We start from the raw sequence: 19,160 nt of genomic DNA, 5'->3' as shown, positions 1-19,160 counted from the left end.
TCAATCAAAGAATGCAAGTCTGTCAAGTGCCTCAATAGCGCTTTCCAGATATCTGTCATCTGTAACCGGCCATTTGTAATCCAGTCTGTAAAGAACCTGTGCTGTAAACCGGTTGCTGTAATCCAGGGTATAGATCTCATTTTCATTATGAGCCGTATACGCGATCAGTCCGGAAACAACATCCGAATCATCACTGTTCTTTGCAAATTCTTTTACTGCAGCCTCAAACTCTTCATCACTTACAATGTCAATGTCAAATCCATGGCTCCGCATTGCATAGATCAGATCCGCCATATAGATATGGTGGCTGTTGCAGGCGTGGAATACGGTAAATCTCCGGTCTGTCTGCACCAGTTTCAACACTGCAAGTGCAGTAGAATCAATTGGTGAAAATTCTGTAACTTCGTGCATAGCCCCAATTGGGAATTTACCAACTGCCTCATATCCTCTCAGGCTTCGCAGGAATCCGTTTGTAATAAAGTTGATCTGGAATTCACCATCTGAATTTCGGCTCATCAGATTTCCTACACGGATAACCTTTCCGTCAAGCCCACTGGAAACAGCTTCCAGTACAGCTCTCTCTGCAAGGAATTTTGTGCGGATATATTCATTTGTGATGTTCTGTCCAATATACAGATCGTTTTCATTAAAGACTCTGGACATTGGCGGAACACCATCGGAACCTTCTCCGGCAACAGAAACAGTAGAAATCTGGATCAGTCTGCGTCCACTATTTTTACAGAATTCAATCAGATTTTCCACTCCGTGTACATTTATCTTCTCCAGTACATCACCAGCTGCAAAATGCTTTACGCAGGCTGCGCAGTTAATAATGGTGTTAAATTTGTAATCTGCAAATTTCTCCACCTGTTCTTTCGAGGTAATATCGCCATCCACACAGATAATACGCTCTCCAAACAGTTCCTGGCACGGATTATCGAAGTAATACATCAACATATGCATCATTCGTTTCTCCATGGACTCATATTTACCCTTACGTACCAGACAGTAAACCTTACCGTCATAATTATCCAGGTAAGCCTTCAGAACATGAATTCCCAGGAAGCCGGTTGCACCTGTGATCATGATATCACCAATTTCTTCCTTTGTCACCTGGTTTACGTTTTCTTCCACATTTCCGCTGATCACGCTCTGAATCCGGTTATAATTGTAGCTGGAGAATTCGTTCTCACTCTGCGGATTTTCAAATGCCTCACTGTTATCCACGATTGCAGAAAGCTCACGGATGGTCGGATATTTGAAAATGTCTGCATATACAATGGAAATATTCTTGGAAAGGCACATAACAGCAACTTTTGATGCAGTAAGTGAGGAGCCTCCAAGTTCGAAGAAGTTATCCTCAATTCCTACTTTTTCAATGCCAAGTGCTTTTTCAAATATCTCGCAAAGTTTAATCTGGACAGCGGTAACAGGCTCCACATAGGCTGTGCTTGCTGTGGTGGTTACTTCTGGTACCGGAAGCGCCTTTTTGTCTATCTTTCCGCCAGGAGTCACCGGCATTTTCTCAAGATGGACAAAGAAGGATGGCATCATGTAATCCGGAATCAGCGGGTTCAGGAACAGTTTCAGCTCATCTTCCGGAATGATTTCACCAGTATAATAAGCTGTGATATATTTGTTTCCGCCTTTTTCGATCACTATAACAGCAGCATTCTTCACCTTATCGTGCTTCAGAAGAGCTCCTTCGATCTCACCAAGTTCAATACGATATCCTCTTATCTTTACCTGGGAATCGATTCTTCCGATATATTCAATATTTCCGTCACCTTTCATGCGGACCATATCACCGGTTCTGTAAAGACGTTTGTCCTCGTCACATACGGAGAACGGATTTTCCACAAATACGGAAGCCGTCTTCTCAGGAAGATTGTGATATCCTCTTGCAATCTGACGTCCGGCATGGCAAAGCTCACCAGAAGCGCCTACCGGAAGCCGTTTCATATTTTCGTCCACAATGTAGCTGCGGATATTCCGCTGTGACTTACCGATCGGGATGTTGTCGTACTGTTTGTCAACCCAGAACTCTGTGGAGGAAACAGTATTCTCCGTTGGACCGTAGCCATTGATCATCTGGTAAGTTCTATCCCGGTAATATTTGAACTTCTCACCACCCAGGGTGACAAATTTCAGGCTCGGAGCATCGTCAAGAAGCTCTGCAACCAACTCGCCCATCTGAGTTGGGAAGGTAGCTGTGGTAATTTTTTCTTCTTTTATGAATTTTCCAACAGCAACCGCATCTTTTCGTATGCTCTCTGGCAAAATGTACAGTACTGCGCCTGCAGTAAGCGGAGCAAACAGGTCGATCACGGATGCATCGAAGCAGAAGCTTGCAAACTCTGCCACAATATCATCTGGTGTCAGTTTTCTTGTCATAAGGATATACTCGATCAGGTTCAGCAGGTTCCGCTGTTCAAGCATAACACCTTTTGGTTTTCCGGTGGAACCGGATGTGTAGATCATATAAGCCAGGTTCTCTGGTTTCGGAGCTGTGAGCTCTACAGAAAGTGCAAAGTCTTTGGATTCTGCTGCCACGTCATCCAGGCTGATCACATTCTGGTCGTAGAAGCCTACCAGACTGCGGTAACGGTCTATTACAAGCAGGTTTTCTGCCTCGGAATCCTTCAGCATGTACTCAATTCTACTCTGCGGATATTCCGGATCCAATGGAACATACGCACCGCCGGCTTTCATAACACCGATATAAGCTACGGCATATTCCTTTGTTCTTCCGCACAGAATACCTGCAACCTTTTCCCTGCCAAAGCCATTTTCCGTAAGCTTCTGAGCAACATAATCTGACATATGGTCCAGTTCTTTATAGGTAAGCTCGCCCATTCCGTCTTTTACCGCCGGTCTGTCCGGATATTTTGCAACAGCTTCCCTGAACAGGTCTACAAAGGTCTTTCCGGCATGGGAAGGATCATCTTCCATTTTGGTTTCTTCCTCAAACATCAGTCTGATGTCTGCCGGCTCGTATTCTCTCAGGATTCCATCTGCCGTTGTTTCCAGGTTATCTGCAAGGTATTTGATGGTTTCCTCGTTGTACATGTCGCCTCTGTACTCAATCTCAAAGACAAACTTATTTCTCTCAATTGAAATACTGATGGAAACAGGTGCCTTTGCCGCATTCAGCTGAACAGGTTCTTCCTGCGCATATTCCCCGCCGATATTATCAAAGGCGAAGTTGTCGCCCTGATAGATCACCATGGCATCTGCCTTGATGTTGAACTCATGGCTGATCTGGGAGAACGGATAAATATCGTTGTTCATGGAATTAATCAGCTGCTGCTGGACAGCATTCAGGCAATCCGCAGTGCTTCCTGAGAAATCACAGTAAACGGGAAGAGTCTTTACCAGCATACCCACGGTATCGGAAAGTCTGGAATCGTTTCTGCCGTGGTAAATAGTGGTAAATACCGCATCCTTCCTGAAATTGTATTTTCCAAGAGTAATACCAAAAGCAGAGATAAAGAATACATTCTCTGTAATTCCGTGCTTCTTACAGAATGCCTTCACGTCCTGTACGGAGAACTCACTGGTCTCACGATGATACATCTCTGCGGTTGGAGCTGCTCCGCTCTTGTCTGGATAGAAGTTGATGCTTCCGCCCGCATTTTCAAAAACGGATTTATAGTAGTTCTCTGCATTCTTATAAGCATCACTTGCCAGAGCATCCCTGTTATCAAGGGCCAGATCATAGGAAGTATACTCTTCCACTTCCAGCTTTTCTCCGCTGTAAGCCCTGTTAATGTCGTTCAGGATAATGCCCAGGGAGGTACCATCTGCAACAATATGATGAATGTCAAGGAACAGATAATTTCCATCACAGGTTCTGTGAATCTCAAAGCGGAAAAGCTGTTCATTAAACAGCATGTACGGACGAACCAGAGTTTCCCGGTTCATTCCATTTATAATCTGCGTCTTATAAGTGAAAGCATCATTACGTTTCTGAAGGACTTCTCCTTCGTCGCTCATAAAGAGACGGGTTTTCAGGTAAGGATGAGCTGCAACGGTGCTGTCAATTGCTTCTGCCAGCTTATCCAGGTCAACCTTTTTGTCAAGCTTCAGAAGATATGGAATGTTGTAAATGGTGGATCCCATATTGGCTGTACACTCGATGAAAATTCCCTCCTGAGTATTGGTGAGAGGATAATTTTCCTGGATTTCCCTCTTGGTTTCTTTTCCGGCAGTCTTCACAAAGCTCTCTAACATCTGAATGGTTGGGTGATCCTTGATGTCAGATGTTTTTATCACAATGTCAAAAGCTTTGGAAATAAGGATATTCAGCTTAATAGCAGTGATAGAGGTCAGTCCTGCCTCGTAAATATCTGTGGTAATGCCGAATTCGGTATAGCCAAGAACCTCAGCAATACAGTCAAACAGCTTCTGCTGAGTCTCATTCTCCGGTTTCACGATTTCTTCCACTTTTCGCTCTGGCAGTGGAAGGGCTTTTTTGTTTACCTTCTGATTCTGGTTCAGCGGAATCTTGTCGATCTGCATGGTAACTGCCGGAACCATGTATGGAGGCTTGGTTTCTTTGATGAAATCATTTAACTTATTTATGTCAACCTGACCGTCAGATACTACATAAGCTGCAATATATTTTCCGCCGCCATTTGGATCGTCAAAAGCCACTACGGTTGCATCCTTTATGCCTTCGTATCTTCTTATGACCTCCTCAACCTCGGAAAGCTCAATTCTAAAGCCTCTGACCTTAACCTGGGAGTCTTTTCTTCCAATGATCTGGATGTTTCCATCCGGAAGATATCTGGCAACATCACCGGAATGATACAGGACTTCATAACCTTCTGCATCGTCATAAATATTCTTCGTATAAACTTCCGAAGTTTTCTCCGGTTTATTCAGATAGCCTCTGGAAACCTGCCATCCGGAGATCATCAGTTCACCGCAGGCACCGTATGGAAGCAGATGACCAAACTTATCGGCTATATAAAGCTTGAAATTATCAAGCGCTTTTCCGATTGGAATATTTGAATAATATTTATCCACTTCAAATACAGTTGTAAAAATTGTGCACTCTGTAGGACCATACGCATTAAAGAATTTATAATCCTTCGGCGGTTCCATAGGAACAAGCTTCTCTCCACCTATGGAAAGATATTGCAGACTCTCGCAGCTCATTTCCATCGCAAACTGTCTTCCCACCTGTGTAGTCATAAAGGAATGGGTAACGCCATTCTCTTCAAAATAACGCTGAAGTGCAATAAAATCAAGACGGATTTCTTCCGGAATAATGTGAAGCTCTGCACCGTTTGCAATTGCACCGTAAATATCCATCATGGAAGCATCAAATCCAAAGGACGCATAAGCTGCTATTTTGGAGCTGTGATCTACCTGGTAATACTTTTTGTACCAGTGGCAGAATGCAGTGATATTTCCATATTCCAGCATACAGCCTTTCGGCACGCCGGTGGAGCCGGAAGTGTACAGTAAAATAAACAGATCATGAAGCTCTGGCTTCTTAAGTTCCACATCACGCTCTTCCAGCTGTGGGATCTCATCTGTAAATAAAACAGGTCCCTGATAGCCGTCTACCAGCGGCAGAAGCTCTCTGTCTGCGATCAAAAGCTTAGCAGCAGAATCCTCCAGCATGTACATCAGGCGGTCTTTCGGGTAAGTAGGGTCAAGAGGCTGGTATGCCGCACCGGCTTTGATCACGCCCATTGGTGCGATGGCCATGTATTCGCAGCGGGGGATCAGAATGGAGACTACATCCTCCCTGCCGATTCCCTGGGATGCAATATATTTTCCAAGTCTGTTGCTGAGCTCGTCCAGTTCTTTGTATGTATATTTCCGGTCTTTAAATACCACTGCGGTGTGGTCTGGAATGGTCTCTGCCAATTCAGCGAACATGTCAGAAATGGTTTTGCTTCTGTCAAATTCGTTTTCTGTATGATTGAATTCTGCGATCTTGTTTACCCCACTCTGAGAGATCACAGAGATTTCAGAAACATATTTTGTTTTCAGCATGGAGCTCATGGCAGCTTCATAGGAATCCAGGATTCCGTCAATAAAGGCCTGGCTGTACATGTCGCTGCGGTATTCTGCTGTAAGCACATAAGTGTGGTTGTACTCTCTTACCTGGATCAGCAGAGGCATTTTGGCCATATCCAGGGAAAGGTCGTGGCCTCTGGCAATGGTGTCTCCAATTGGATAATCGTCGCTTAACTCTGCCTGGTATGCAAAGGTAAGATCCGAATTCAGCCCGTATTTTGCACAAATATCGGAAAATGGGAAAATATCGTTTGCCATGGAGGACAGCATCTGCTCGGAAAGCTCTGCCATATACGCCTGTACGGTGGTCTTCGGGTCGAATTTGCAATAAACAGGAAGGGTTTTTACCAGCATGCAGACTGTGTTTTCAAGCCTGGAATCGTTTCGTCCATTATAAATAGTAGAAAACAGACTGTCCTCTGCATTGGAGTATTTTGCCATAAGGATGCCGAACAGACCTGTAAATAAAATATTCGGGGTAACACCCAGCTTCTCGCAATAGGAAAGAATGGCCTCTTCTTTCAGGCCCATGGTCTTCTCCAGATAACCTTTTTCAGGAGCTTTTCCATTCAGGTCTGGCATAGGGAGGGATTCCGTTTCAATTCCTTCAAAAATACTGTCATAATATTTCTCAGCTTTTTTGTATTTGCCCTCTTTCATCTGCTGTTCTTCGTCAAGGGCCGCATCAAATCCGGTATAGGACTCTTTTTCCAGTTTTTCACCCATATAGGCCTTATTGATATCCTCGAAAATGATATCATAGGAGTTGCCGTCAGCAATAATATGGTGAAAATCTGTAAAGAGGTATTTCTTATCTTCTGTCACATAAATTGCCACACGAAGGAGACGTCCTTTTTCCAGCTTGAACGGACGTACAAGGCTTTCTTTCTGGCTGGCAAATTTCTCATTTGTGGTCTCGATTACTTCCGGCGCAAATGTCTCATTTCCAGGGCGCTGTACCATCTCCCCATTATCGTCAAGATATACCTGTGTGAGCAGGTAGGAATGGGCACTTACCATTCTGGCAATTGCATCGGATAATTTCCGGGTATCCACTGCAGGATCCAGTTCAAAAAGGAAGGGGATATTGTATACGGTACTCTCAGGATTTTTGCTGCATTCTGCAAAAATACCCTTCTGGGAACCGGTAAGAGGATAAACCTCTCTCTTTTCGTAGGTTCTGAGCTTCGGCGCCAGCATGATATATTTTTCCAGCTTCTCCACGGTATTGTTCTCGTGGATATCGCTTGTTTTTACGGTAACACCAAATTCCTCTGAGATCAGAACACAGAGCTTCATTGCACTGATGGAGGAAAGGCCGGCCTTATAAAAGCTGGTGTCGATTCCGAAGAAGTCGTTTTCTACTACTTTTGCCACAATGTCAAAGATCTTCTTCTGCATTGGAGTTTCCGGCTCTTTCAGATTTCTGGGCTGCGCCACAGGCTTGGGCAATGCTTTTTTGTCAATTTTTCCATTCTGTGTTAAAGGCATTTTTTCCAGCTGGATGAAAACATCCGGAACCATGTAATGAGCCAGGGATTCTGACGCATAAGCGGTAAGCGCTTCAACATCGATCTCACGGTCTGCCATAAAGTAGCAGCAAAGATATTTATTATCCACCGGTACTGTAATACTGGTGATAATTCCTTCGAAGCTGTTAACAACCTCCTCGATCTCACCAAGCTCGATTCTGAGACCACGAAGTTTGATCTGATTGTCAATTCTTCCGAAAAATTCGATCTCGCCATCTGGAGTAATCTTTGCAAGATCGCCTGTTTTATAGGCTCTTTCTCCGTTGAGAGTGATGAAAACCTCCGCTGTTTTCTCCGGCAGATTGATATAGCCCCGACCTACACCAAGACCTGCAATTACAAGCTCTCCTGTCTCTCCGTCCGGAAGGATCCTGTTCTCTTTATCAACCACGTACACCTGAACATTGCCGTTTGGCTCTCCGATGGTAATATTTTTGCTGTCGGTGATCACCTTCATGGTACAGCTGATGGTGGTCTCGGTTGGTCCATAGCCGTTCATAATATAAGCATCTGGGTTTACTGCATGAATCTTGTCAAAAAGTGCAGGCGGGAATGCTTCTGCTCCTACGTCAAATACCCTGATCTGGGCTGCTGCTTCCTGAAGCTGAGGCAGATCGATCATATTGGAAAGATAGGTAGGAGTTGTGGTCATAATATCCACTTTATTTTTTACAATTAAATCTCCGAGCATAATGGGATTCAGGATCTCTTCATCGCTTGCGATCACTGCGGTCATTCCATTCGTGAGAGGAAGAAATTCCTCCAATACCGAAACATCAAAAGTCATGGCTGCCATGGAAAGGGAAACGCTTCCCCTGCTTACATAGCCATAGGTTTCTGCATTCTTTGGATTGGGATTTACAAAATTGACAAGGTTGATATGCTCGATCATAACACCTTTTGGTTTTCCAGTGGAACCGGAGGTGTAAATACAGTAGCAAAGATCATGTTCCTTAATCCTGGTATCCGGGTTCCCGGCATTTGGATTTTCCAACAGTTCTTCAAGCAGAAGCACCGTACAGGAAAGCCTAGAAAACAGCTCCTGGCGCTCCTTCGCGATCTCCCTTGTAGTGATAATAAAAGGAACTCCTGCATCTTCAAAAATGAACTGTACACGGTCATCGGGATAATCCGGAGCTGCAACAGCAAATGCGCCACCAGCCTTCAAAATACCCTGACGGACTGCGTAAAAGTCACAACAGCGCTCCAGTACCACACCTACGATTTTTTCACAGCCAACGCCTTTTTCAATAAGAGAATTCGCAATTCTGTTTGCTCTTTCATTCAGCTGTGCGTAGGTAAAGCTTTCCTTGCTGGAAGCTACAGCACATTTGTCAGGATGAAGCCGCACCTGCTCTTCAAACAGCTTTGTCACAGGCTGAAATTCAAAAACAAAATTGCTCTTTTCGTTAATGTCAGACATTTCCTGTACCTCCTAAAATGATATTATAGTATTATTCATATCAATTGCGCGGATATAATCCATTGATTTTGAAATCTTTTTCACCAGCTCAATTCCATGGATATCAAACTCCTCATGGTCATAGCTGTATTCCAACGGATTAAAATTCACTCCGTTGTCTCTTATCCTTAACTGGCAAATGTCATCCTCCAGGCAAAGATTGATGTCGATCCAGTTGGAAGTTTTTCCACCAAATTTAATGATATTCACAGTCATTTCTTCTGCACACACGGCAGCAAGATTGGCTCTGTTTCCGGATACACCGTTTTCCTTGCAGAACTCCAGGATTTTTCTGTTAACCGCGCCAGCTTCTTCCATTGTGCTCTTAATGGAAAAATCAAGATTGGTTCCGGGATTTTGATCAGGAACAATATAAAAGGTAGAGTTTTTGTGTTTGATCTTTCGGAAAATCCAGGCTGCGATCAGGGTTATGACCTCTGTGGCAACAAATGCAACACCAATTCCATTTGTACCGATTCCATCAATCTGTTTCCAGATAGAAATTCCTATAAATGTTGCAGGAAGAACTGCCACTGCGTTTTCAAGGAAGGTAACAAAGCTTGCAATTGCAGTCTCTTCAATAGACTCATAATAGCTTACGGTAAATTTATTCCAGAGATAAGGCACTACACATAAAGCAAAAATACGCAGTGCATGAACCATCTCCCGTCCCAGCTCTCCGCCGCCTCCGAACATAATGGTGATCTGTTCTGTAAACAGCATGATCAGAACGAATATGACTGCCAGCACGATGTAGCTGTATTTCAGCATTTTTTTGCACAGGACACGGATTCCCACATAGTCTTTTTCTCCAAAAAGAATTCCTGCAACATTAGGAATTACACCAATAATTCCGCCTGTAAGCATTTCCACGATCAGCAAAACATTGTCGCAGACCGTAAATACTGCCATTCCGTCTTCCCCGATCTGATTCATAATAATGGTATTCAGGCCAAGGGCTTTTACAAAATTGGTTGCCATAAAAACAAGCATGGGCACACCTGTAACCACCGCTTCCTTCACTATTCCGAAATCCTTTGCATTCAGCCGCACGAAACTGATATTCCTCTTATCTGAGCGAATGTAGAAAAGAAAAACCACCATGGCAAAAAGGAAGCCAAGTACCGTTGATAAGGATGCACCTGTGACTCCAAGTGGTGTAAATCTAAGAAATATGTAATCCAGCACAAGATTTATCACATTGGCTGCGATCAGATAAACAGAAGCAAGCTCCGGATGATTTTCCACCCCAAGGTAGTTTACCATCATCAGACCAATTCCGATTACCGGTGCACCTAACATGCTGATGCGGATATAGTCTCTTGTATAAGTTGTCAAAACTCCGTCTCCGGATACCAGAAATCTGGCAATAGGTCCTGCAGCAGGAAATGCAATAAGAGAAAACAGCAGTCCCACTACGAGTGTAACAATGAAAGTGGCCGAAAACAATCTCGAAGCCCCTTCTTTGTCACGTTTACCAAGCATATTTCCTGCGGCTATGGAACCTCCCACACCCAGACAGTAACCGGTAAGCTGAACTATCGTTTCAACCGGAAGACTCATTGTGACTGCGGACATTGCTTCTACACCAATTAAATTACTTACAAAGATAGTGTCCACAATGTTTCCAAGCTGAAGTGCCAGCGACATCATAATACCTGGAACGATATACTTGTTTAATTTCGCATTCAGCAACCTGTTATTTCTGTTTTCCACCATTCCATCCCCTTTCGAAATTTTGGAGTATTTCTAAACAAAATCAGAATACTCCATATTTATATATAATTTAGCAAAAAATGAAATATTTTTCAATAAAGCAACGAAAATAACGTCAAATTAAACAAAAATAGCTTAAAAAAATACCGGTTTCCCGAAGATATCCCTTTAATGGAATTCTATGGAAACCGGTAGTATCCTTCCTGATATGTAATTATTAGCAGACTCCAGAACATGTTTAAAAAGGCTTTCTACAAGATGTACGTCACAATTTGCAGAGCCTGCAGATTGCAGGAAATAAATTTTCAGGCAAGCTCCAAAGCCCTGTGACAGGCTGCTTTATGCCCCTTTTCCACCTCCTGAAGTACAGGAGCTTCCTGCCTGCAGCGGTCTGTTGCGTAGGGACAGCGAGTGTGGAATTTACATCCTGACGGTGGATTGTAGGCACTTGGCACGTCACCTTCCAGAATGATACGCTGACGTTTCTTCTTCACATCCGGGAGCGGGATTGCGGAAAGAAGAGCTTTTGTATAGGGGTGCATCGGATTGGAATAAAGCTGGGCTTTTTCTGCAACCTCAACCACACTTCCAAGATACATAACTGCGATTCTGTCACTGATATGGCGGACTACGCTCAGGTCATGGGAGATAAACAGGTAGGTCAGATTTTTCTTCTGCTGCATATTTCTCATAAGATTCAGCACCTGCGCACGGACAGATACGTCCAGTGCGGAAACCGCCTCGTCACAGACAACAAATTCCGGATTCAGGATCAGTGCCCTTGCAATTCCGATTCGCTGCCTCTGACCGCCTGAAAACTCGTGAGGAAAACGATTCAGATACTGTTTATCCAGTCCAACCTCCTGAAGGATCTCTTCCACCATTTCCCTGCGTTCTTCCTTCGTCCCCACTTTATAAACCTCAAGAGGGGCACTGATCAGATCATAAACGGTCATTCTGGGATTCAGGGAGCTGTATGGATCCTGGAAAATAATCTGCAGCTTCCGGCGCATTTCCCACATTTTTTTCTTATCATAGGTAAGGATATCTTCCCCATTGTACATAACCTGGCCCTCTGTTGCCGGAATCAGGCGGAGAATAGTTCTTCCCAGAGTGGATTTTCCGCAGCCGGACTCTCCGACCAGGCCCAGTGTCTCACCCTTTCTCACAGAAAGACTTACATGGTCTACTGCTTTTACTACAGATGGATTACGGTTCAGAAGCCCTTTTTTTGCCGTAAAATATTTGGATAAATCCTTTGTTTCCAATAAGATTCCTGTGTTCTCACTCATTCTTTCTCACCCTCGTATCTGAAGCAGCTTACCAGAGAATTTCCAGCATGGTAAACGCCTGGTTTTTCTTTCATGCAGCGGTCTTTTCCGTAAGGACATCGGGGAGCAAATCTGCAGCCTGCAGGCATGGCGTCCGGTGCCGGAACGGTGCCCTCAATGGTATTCAGCAGCTCTACATCCTCATCAAGACGTGGAATGGAGTTCAAAAGTCCCTGTGTGTAAGGATGCTTCGGTCTTTCAAAAATGTCCTCAATGCTGCCGTATTCTACTGCTTTTCCTGCATAAAGAACAAGCACATCGTCTGCGGTCTCTGCTACTACCCCCATATCATGGGTAATCAGCATAATAGCCGTTCCCATTTTTTCCCTAAGCTCACACATCAGCTCCAGGATCTGTGCCTGAATGGTTACGTCCAGGGCGGTGGTAGGCTCATCTGCGATAAGAAGTCTTGGCTCGCAGGATACTGCCATGGCAATCATCACTCGCTGGCGCATACCGCCTGAAAGCTGGTGCGGATATTCCTTCATCCTCTTCTCCGGCGCTGCGATTCCAACTCTTTTCAGAACGTCCACAGCTCTTGTCCAGGCTTCCTTTTTGCCGCAGTTCTGGTGGAGCATAATTGGTTCCATCAGCTGGGTTCCAATAGTCAGAGTCGGATTCAGGGCAGTCATTGGATCCTGAAAGATCATGGCAATATCATTTCCGCGGATCCTGCACATCTCTTTCTCCGGAAGCCCTATCAGTTCTTTTCCATCCAGTTTGATGCTGCCGCCGGAAATCCGGGCGTTGCTTCCAAGAAGCTGAAGGATAGACATGGATGTGACACTTTTTCCGCATCCGGACTCTCCTACAATTCCGAGGATCCTGCCTTTTTCTACAGAAAAGCTTACACCGTCAACGGCTGTGTTAATGCCTTTTTTTGTCTGAAACTGTACCTGTAAATTCTCTACTGAAAGTAAAGATGCCATAGCTGTACTCCTTTTTCTCTTAATTAACTCACTGTGATTCTTTCACAGCTCCTGAAATCCGCCAGACATGAGAGTCTTTTCTCTCATATTTGGCGGGTTCCAGGATCAAAAGCTTTATCCGCTTTTGTCCTGTTTCCCATTTTTATTACTCTTTATCCCACTCCCAGGAAGACCAGTTCAGACAATTAAAGTCTGCAACGTTCAGGTTCTTCATGCTCTTGTTGTAAGCGGTAAGAAGGTTCTTTGTATATAAGTAGCCCATAGCTGCTTTTTCTACAACCTTTTCCTGATACTCATCGAAGTATGGTTTTCTTGCTTCAAAAGTAAGCTCTGCGTTTCCTTTGTCGATCAGGTCAGAAAGCTCTGTATCCTGAAGCTGGCAGAAGTTGCAGGAGCTTTCCGGATAAATCATTTCACGGCTCTCACTTGGGTCAAGAGTTCCGCCGGAACCAATGATTCCAAGATCATGCTCGCCGTCAAGCATACGGCTCATCAGAGTTGCAAAGTCCATCTGCTCAATTTCTACATTTACACCGACATTTGCAAAATCCTGTACGATCAGGGCTGCACATCTCTCGGTAATGCTGCTTCCAGAGGAGATGAAGAATTTCAGTGTCTGTCCAGCCGGGAAGCCTGCTTCTGCAAGCATCTCTTTTGCCTTTTCAGGATCGTACTGAACCTGAACTTTGTCATTGTAGTATGGGCTTACCGGTGCGATCGGGGTCATGATCGGAGTTCCCTCTCCCATAAGAAGACCATTTACCAGTACGTCACGGTTGATTGCCATATTCAGTGCCTGGCGAACTTCCTGAGTAAGATATTCCTTCTGAGTATTGAAGATCAGAGTGGTATAGGAAGTGGTAGGAACAGACTCTGTTACCAGGTTATCCTGGGACTTGGCTGTTTCCCAGTCATCAGTCAGTACGGAACCGAATCCGATCAAATCAAGCTCGCCGTTCATAAGACCGGAAAGAACGTTTGCGGACGGTACTACACGGATGATCAGACGGTCAATATTTGGAGTTCCAAGATAGTAGTTTTCATTCTTTGTGAACTCCATACGCTCACCATTGATCTCACTGTCATAGATGAATGGGCCGGAACCTACCGGATTTGCCCAAAGGTCAGGAGCATTGATCTCTTCTGCTGTTTTTCCTTCAAATATATGTTTCGGGATGATGAAAACAGTGTCGATATCCTGCAGGAATGTATCAGGATACATAGCCTCTTTTAATTTGAAGGTTACTTCATAATCGCTGTCTGCAGTTACTTCGATGGAATCCTCGGAAAGCTCTGCTCCGGAATCATCCACACCGGCAATGTACTCCAGGTGATAACGGCTCTTTGCCTCTACAGACGGATCAGAATACATCTGGTAGCTGAATACAACGTCCTCTGCTGTAACTGGCTCACCATCAGACCATACTGCGTCTTCATGAAGCTTAAAGGTAACTGCGTCACTGGCATCGTTTACAGTCCAGGACTCAGCAAGGCGTCCCTCAATGGAACCGTCTGCGTTTGTCTGTGTCAGGCGGTCATAGATCTGATCACAGATAAAACGGGTGTAGTTGCTTGTGGTGTTCAGCGGCATCATGGTATCCCATGCCTGGTCCATGGCAGCTGTTACTACTTTTTCCTCTGCCTCAGCAGCAGCCGGAACAGCATAGCCTGCTACCATGCTTCCTGCAAGCAGGAGCGCTGCAGCCTTTTTCATGTTGAATTTCATAGGTCTCCTCCTTTTTTCTTTTGTCAGGGATGTTTTTTCTCTGACAGGTTTTGTGAAGCAAATCAGTCCGGGAAACTCCCGGAACCAATCTTATGTCAACGGACTGTCCGGTCTTGCATCAAGACCTTCATGATCCTGAGACATTACAGTTTGATTTTCGGATCCAGCGCATCGCGGATGCCGTCGCCCAGAAAATTAATACTTAACACCGTGATCAGAAGTGCAAGTCCCGGCGGAAGCCAGATCCACAGCTTCTGGGAAAGCACAGTAATGGACTGCGCATCGTAGAGCATATTTCCCCAGCTTGCTCCCGGCGGCTGTACACCCATGCCAAGGAAGCTTAAGGATGATTCGGAAAGGATGGCACTCGCCATCTGGAATGTGATTGCGATCAGGATCGGGGCAAAAGAGTTTGGAAGAACATACTTTGTCACGATCTTGAAATTGGAGGTACCAATTGCCCTTGCAGATTCTACATATTCTTTCTCGGATACGGAAAGTACATTTGCATAGATCAGTCTGGCAAACTGTGTCCAGCCGAGCACACCGATGACACAGGTTACAGACCAGACAGACGGTCCCAGAACAGCAACCAGCACCAGGATCAGCACAATTGATGGAAAAGACATAAAAATATCTGCAATTCGCATAATAACTGCTTCCGCCTTTCCTCTGGCATAACCAGCAACCAGGCCAAGAGGAACTCCGATTGCGCAGCTGATCAGTGTGGAAACAAAACCAACCAGCAGAGAGGTTCTTCCGCCATACATCAGACGGGCAAAAACATCACGTCCGATAGCATCTGTTCCAAGGATGTGCGCTCCTCCCGGAGCTGCAGAAAAGGCAGTGTAATCTGAAGTATAAGGATCCAGCTTCAGGATCATGGGAAGAAAAACCACCATCAGGATTTCCACGATCAGGACTACCAGACCTGCCATAGCCATTTTGTGTTCTTTCAGTTTATCAAGTACCTCGGAAAGATAGCTTACATTTTCGTTTTTCTGTTTTTTCATTTCTGTCTTCTATCCTCCCTTATTTATAGCTGATTCTCGGATCCAGAATTCCGTATGCAACATCAGTGAGAATATTCGCAATAAGAACCGCTGCCGCGATCATAACCGTGATTCCCATAATAACCGGGTAGTCTCGTCCGTTGATCGCTGTTACCATAAGAGAACCAATTCCCGGCCATCCGAAAACCTGCTCAGTTACAACTGCGCCGCCTACAATAGAAGGAATGGACATTCCCACAACTGTAACGACCGGTGTAAGGGCATTTTTCAAGGCGTGCTTCATGATCACTTTCCATTTGGTAAGACCTTTGGACTTGGCGGTACGAATGTAGTCGTCCTGCATAACTTCAAGCATACTGCTGCGCATGTGCCTTACCCATCCTCCGATCTGCTGAAAGGAAAGGACCAGACAAGGCAGGATCATATGCTTCATCAGATCTCCGAATGTATGAGCTCCGCTTGAGCTGTACATTCCTCCTGATGGCAGAATGTTAAACACAATGGCGAACAGGTAAATAAATACCAGTCCTACAAAGAAGTTCGGAGTCGCCATCATCAGCATAGACAGACCGCCGGAAAAGTAATCTCTTCCTGAATTCGGCCTGGAGGCAGCAAAGATTCCAAGAGGAATGGATACGATCAATGACAGTACAATGGAGCTTGCTGCCAGAATCGCAGTAGCCGGAAGACGCTCCAGTATCATCGCTGCCACCGGTCTCTGGGTGCTGTAGGAAAATCCCAGATTTCCCGTAAGCAATTGTTTCAGCCAGGTAAAATACTGAATGATCACCGGCTGATCCAGTCCAAGTGCCACTCTCTTACGTTCCAGCTCTGCCGGAGTAATTCCCGGATCTGCCAGAAGTGCATCCAGCGGTGAACCAGGCGCCATATTCAGAATAAAATAGGCCAATATGGTAATTCCGAAAAAAGTGGGAATGGCGATCAGTATTCTTTTTAATATGTATTTCCACTTCATAGTGTTTTCCCTTCATCTCCTTTTCCTAGAACCTGTTTAAAAAAGTATTTCCGCAAGCTCCCGCAAATTGTGGCGCACATCTTGCAGAAAGCCTTTTTCAACCACGCTCTACCATAATCCGGATAATCTCTTTATCCGTTTCGCACATACCTTCCTTCGCCAGCTGTCCCACGTTCCGGATGGTATTTTCCACACCGTGGGTAACGATTCCATCACCTCCGTAGAACTGCTGTCCCTGTATGTACATTTCATAGCCCATGATTCCGGCATCGACTGCTGCTGAAATCTTGGCTGCGCAGGAGGCTTTCGCTCCGTCACAGATGATTCCGGAAACAATTGCCAGGGAATTCACGATTGTATGTGCAATTACTTCATAATCGCCGCCGTAGAGATAAGCAATTCCCGCACCGCTTCCGCAGCCTGCACTTACTGCACCGCAATAGGCAGAAAGAGTTCCGATTCCAGTCTTCAGATGAATGGTTACAAGATTGGAAAGCACCAGGGCGCGAAGCATTTTGTCATGGGAAACCTGCAGTTCTCTGGCAAATTCAATGACCGGAATGCTGGCAGTCATACCCTGGTTGCCGCTTCCGGAGTTAATCACCACAGGAAGCTCGCAGCCATTCATTCGGGCATCGGAACCGGCTGCTGCCTTGGCTCTGGCACGGATCTTAATATTGTCGCCGTAGGTGTGAAGAAGGACTTTTCCGATGTTCGCTCCATAGTTTCCGCGAAGTCCCTCCTCAGAAATGGCTATATTGTAACGGATCTGACGCTCCAGAACCTCCTTTACATCTTCTGTGTCCACAGTGTTGGCAAAGTCGATAATGTCTTCTATGTTTAATATGGAATGGTCGGTCTTTTTCTCTTCCTTACCTGAACAGACATCTTTCTGGAAAACAGGCTGGCCGTTTTTCTCAATAAGGATGATGTTGGTGTGAGTATCTACAATGCGGACACGGGCCGTTTCGGTACCTTTGGTTACGGTCAGATCAATTTCAAATACATGCCCGGTGGATGCCGGAGTGATCTTGGGTTTCACCTGATCCATGTAGGACTTGATTTCCTCCTTCTGACCGGGTGTTACTCTTGCAATTACTTCAAGGAGCGCTTCCGCATCGCCTGCGATCACACCCGCGCACAGAGCAGCTGCAATTCCCCTCATGCCGCCTGTATTGGGAACGATGACGCTTTTTACATTTTTAATAATATTTCCACTTACTTTAATATCCAGCTGTTCCGGCAGATTGCCCAAAGTTTTTCTCGCCACTGCTCCTGCATAGGCAATGGCAATGGGTTCGGTACATCCCATTGCAGGAACCAGTTCTTCCTCCAGGATTTTTACGTAAGCCTGGTATTTTTCATCACTTTTGTGCAATGTTTTCTCCTCGCTTTCGCCCAGCAATATGAATACTTTAGCACACTATCCTCTTAAAATCAATTAATTCCGGAAATTTGGCATTTAGGAAAATCCTGGATTATATTTGTGAATTTTGTTTTTGTTAATCACTTCACGAATATAATCCGGGTGCAGATTTTTTTATTTAAAATCAGATCACTGGATTCTTTTTAGAAATAGTCATATCCGCCATGAATGTCTACAACGCTTCCATTCATATAGCCATTTTTCAGGACTTCGTATGCCATGTCTGCCACTTCGGAGATCTCGCCAAAGCGGTGAAGCGCAATCTTACGGTTAATACGTTCATAACTTTCCGGGGTGCGGTTCTTATGCCAGCTGGTTTCAATGAATCCCGGGGCAATGGCATTGACCCGGATCTGTTTTGGTTCCAGTTCTTTTACCAGGGATTTGGTGAGGAAGTGGATGGCGGATTTGGTGACACCGTAAACCAGGGATGAGGAATAAGCCTGCTGTCCTGCGTAGGAGCCTGTAAAAAGAATGCTGCCGCCTTCGTTCATAATGGGGCGAAGTTCTTTCACCAGAAATACCGGGACAGACAGGTTGGTATTCACAATTTTGGTCCATTCGTCGAAGGTGTAGTCTTCATATTTCGCATAGGTGCTGATTCCTACGTTGTTTATCAGCCAGTCTACATGGCTCGCTTCTTCTTTGACCCGGGATACAAATTTCATCATTTCATCATAGGATGACATATCAGCCTGGAGCAACCGGATTTTTTTCTGATTTTCCTCTGTTTGTGCATGAAGAAATTCCTCCGCCTGCTCTGTGTTATGTCCATAGCTTACATATAAAATATCGTCTGACGCAGAATTTTCCAGAATTTTCTCCGCAATCCCTCTTCCAATTCCAGATGTACCGCCGGTGATTATGGTTACTTTGCTCATGGGGTGTCCTCTTTTCTGTATATTTTATTACTATTTAGTGTGTTGAAAGTTGTTAAAGGCGGACGCATTCGGACAATGGTGATTGCTCACTCGCCGGCGCAACGCTCCAGCGAACTAACTGCTAACTGCGAC

9 protein-coding genes and 1 pseudogene are annotated in these 19,160 nt (G+C 45.0%); 1 reads left to right on the top strand and 9 read right to left on the bottom strand.

Annotated elements, in window-relative coordinates; all coding sequences use genetic code 11:
* The 7 genes from AB5642_RS07520 to AB5642_RS07490 all read right to left on the bottom strand — a co-directional run bounded on the left by AB5642_RS07520 (nt 1) and on the right by AB5642_RS07490 (nt 16,721).
* On the bottom strand, nt 1-8,991 hold the full coding sequence (locus AB5642_RS07520; RefSeq protein ID WP_368371522.1) for an amino acid adenylation domain-containing protein: 8,991 nt from the start codon (nt 8,989-8,991) through the stop codon (nt 1-3).
* A gap of 12 nt (nt 8,992-9,003) precedes the next feature.
* Nucleotides 9,004-10,749: an MATE family efflux transporter gene (locus AB5642_RS07515; RefSeq protein ID WP_180006282.1), complete on the bottom strand. Its 1,746-nt coding sequence runs from the start codon at nt 10,747-10,749 to the stop codon at nt 9,004-9,006.
* A gap of 302 nt (nt 10,750-11,051) precedes the next feature.
* Nucleotides 11,052-12,038, bottom strand: a complete 987-nt coding sequence (locus AB5642_RS07510; RefSeq protein ID WP_148463505.1) for an ABC transporter ATP-binding protein — start codon at nt 12,036-12,038, stop codon at nt 11,052-11,054.
* Entirely contained in the window at nt 12,035-13,006 is a 972-nt protein-coding gene (locus tag AB5642_RS07505; RefSeq protein ID WP_173717009.1) for an ABC transporter ATP-binding protein, read from the bottom strand. Before AB5642_RS07505 ends, AB5642_RS07510 begins: the two co-directional genes overlap by 4 nt.
* 145 nt (nt 13,007-13,151) lie before the next feature.
* On the bottom strand, nt 13,152-14,732 hold the full coding sequence (locus tag AB5642_RS07500) for an ABC transporter substrate-binding protein (RefSeq protein ID WP_148463506.1): 1,581 nt from the start codon (nt 14,730-14,732) through the stop codon (nt 13,152-13,154).
* A 143-nt stretch (nt 14,733-14,875) separates the two neighbouring features.
* Complete coding sequence (gene opp4C, locus AB5642_RS07495; RefSeq protein WP_173718543.1) at nt 14,876-15,745, bottom strand: oligopeptide ABC transporter permease; 870 nt, start codon at nt 15,743-15,745, stop codon at nt 14,876-14,878.
* Between the two features lie 19 nt (nt 15,746-15,764).
* Nucleotides 15,765-16,721: an ABC transporter permease gene (locus tag AB5642_RS07490; RefSeq protein ID WP_118577950.1), complete on the bottom strand. Its 957-nt coding sequence runs from the start codon at nt 16,719-16,721 to the stop codon at nt 15,765-15,767.
* Nucleotides 16,722-16,753: 32 nt separating this feature from the next.
* Here AB5642_RS07490 and AB5642_RS07485 point away from each other — a divergent pair.
* Nucleotides 16,754-16,813 (top strand): annotated as a pseudogene (locus AB5642_RS07485) (hypothetical protein); the annotation flags it as partial.
* Between the two features lie 5 nt (nt 16,814-16,818).
* Here AB5642_RS07485 and AB5642_RS07480 read toward each other — a convergent pair.
* A complete protein-coding gene (locus AB5642_RS07480) occupies nt 16,819-18,099 on the bottom strand; it encodes a serine dehydratase subunit alpha family protein (protein WP_173718544.1) in 1,281 nt (426 codons plus the stop codon).
* Nucleotides 18,100-18,290: 191 nt separating this feature from the next.
* A complete protein-coding gene (locus AB5642_RS07475; RefSeq protein WP_173718545.1) occupies nt 18,291-19,028 on the bottom strand; it encodes an SDR family NAD(P)-dependent oxidoreductase in 738 nt (245 codons plus the stop codon).
* Nucleotides 19,029-19,160: the final 132 nt, after the last annotated feature.

The sequence above is a fragment of the Ruminococcus sp. 1001136sp1_2201st1_G3_2201SCRN_220225 genome (genome assembly GCF_040924365.1).
Taxonomy (GTDB): domain Bacteria; phylum Bacillota; class Clostridia; order Lachnospirales; family Lachnospiraceae; genus Blautia_A; species Blautia_A faecis.
Note: the sequence above shows the minus strand (reverse complement) of the source record. Positions and strands in the feature narration are given on the sequence as shown.

Coding starts and splice junctions, on each gene's coding strand:
- opp4C (WP_173718543.1), bottom strand. CDS start 15,745: ATGAAAAAACAGAAAAACGAAAATGTAAGCTATCTTTCCGAGGTACTT.
- AB5642_RS07500 (WP_148463506.1), bottom strand. CDS start 14,732: ATGAAATTCAACATGAAAAAGGCTGCAGCGCTCCTGCTTGCAGGAAGC.
- AB5642_RS07510 (WP_148463505.1), bottom strand. CDS start 12,038: ATGAGTGAGAACACAGGAATCTTATTGGAAACAAAGGATTTATCCAAA.
- AB5642_RS07475 (WP_173718545.1), bottom strand. CDS start 19,028: ATGAGCAAAGTAACCATAATCACCGGCGGTACATCTGGAATTGGAAGA.
- AB5642_RS07505 (WP_173717009.1), bottom strand. CDS start 13,006: ATGGCATCTTTACTTTCAGTAGAGAATTTACAGGTACAGTTTCAGACA.
- AB5642_RS07520 (WP_368371522.1), bottom strand. CDS start 8,991: ATGTCTGACATTAACGAAAAGAGCAATTTTGTTTTTGAATTTCAGCCT.
- AB5642_RS07515 (WP_180006282.1), bottom strand. CDS start 10,749: ATGGTGGAAAACAGAAATAACAGGTTGCTGAATGCGAAATTAAACAAG.
- AB5642_RS07490 (WP_118577950.1), bottom strand. CDS start 16,721: ATGAAGTGGAAATACATATTAAAAAGAATACTGATCGCCATTCCCACT.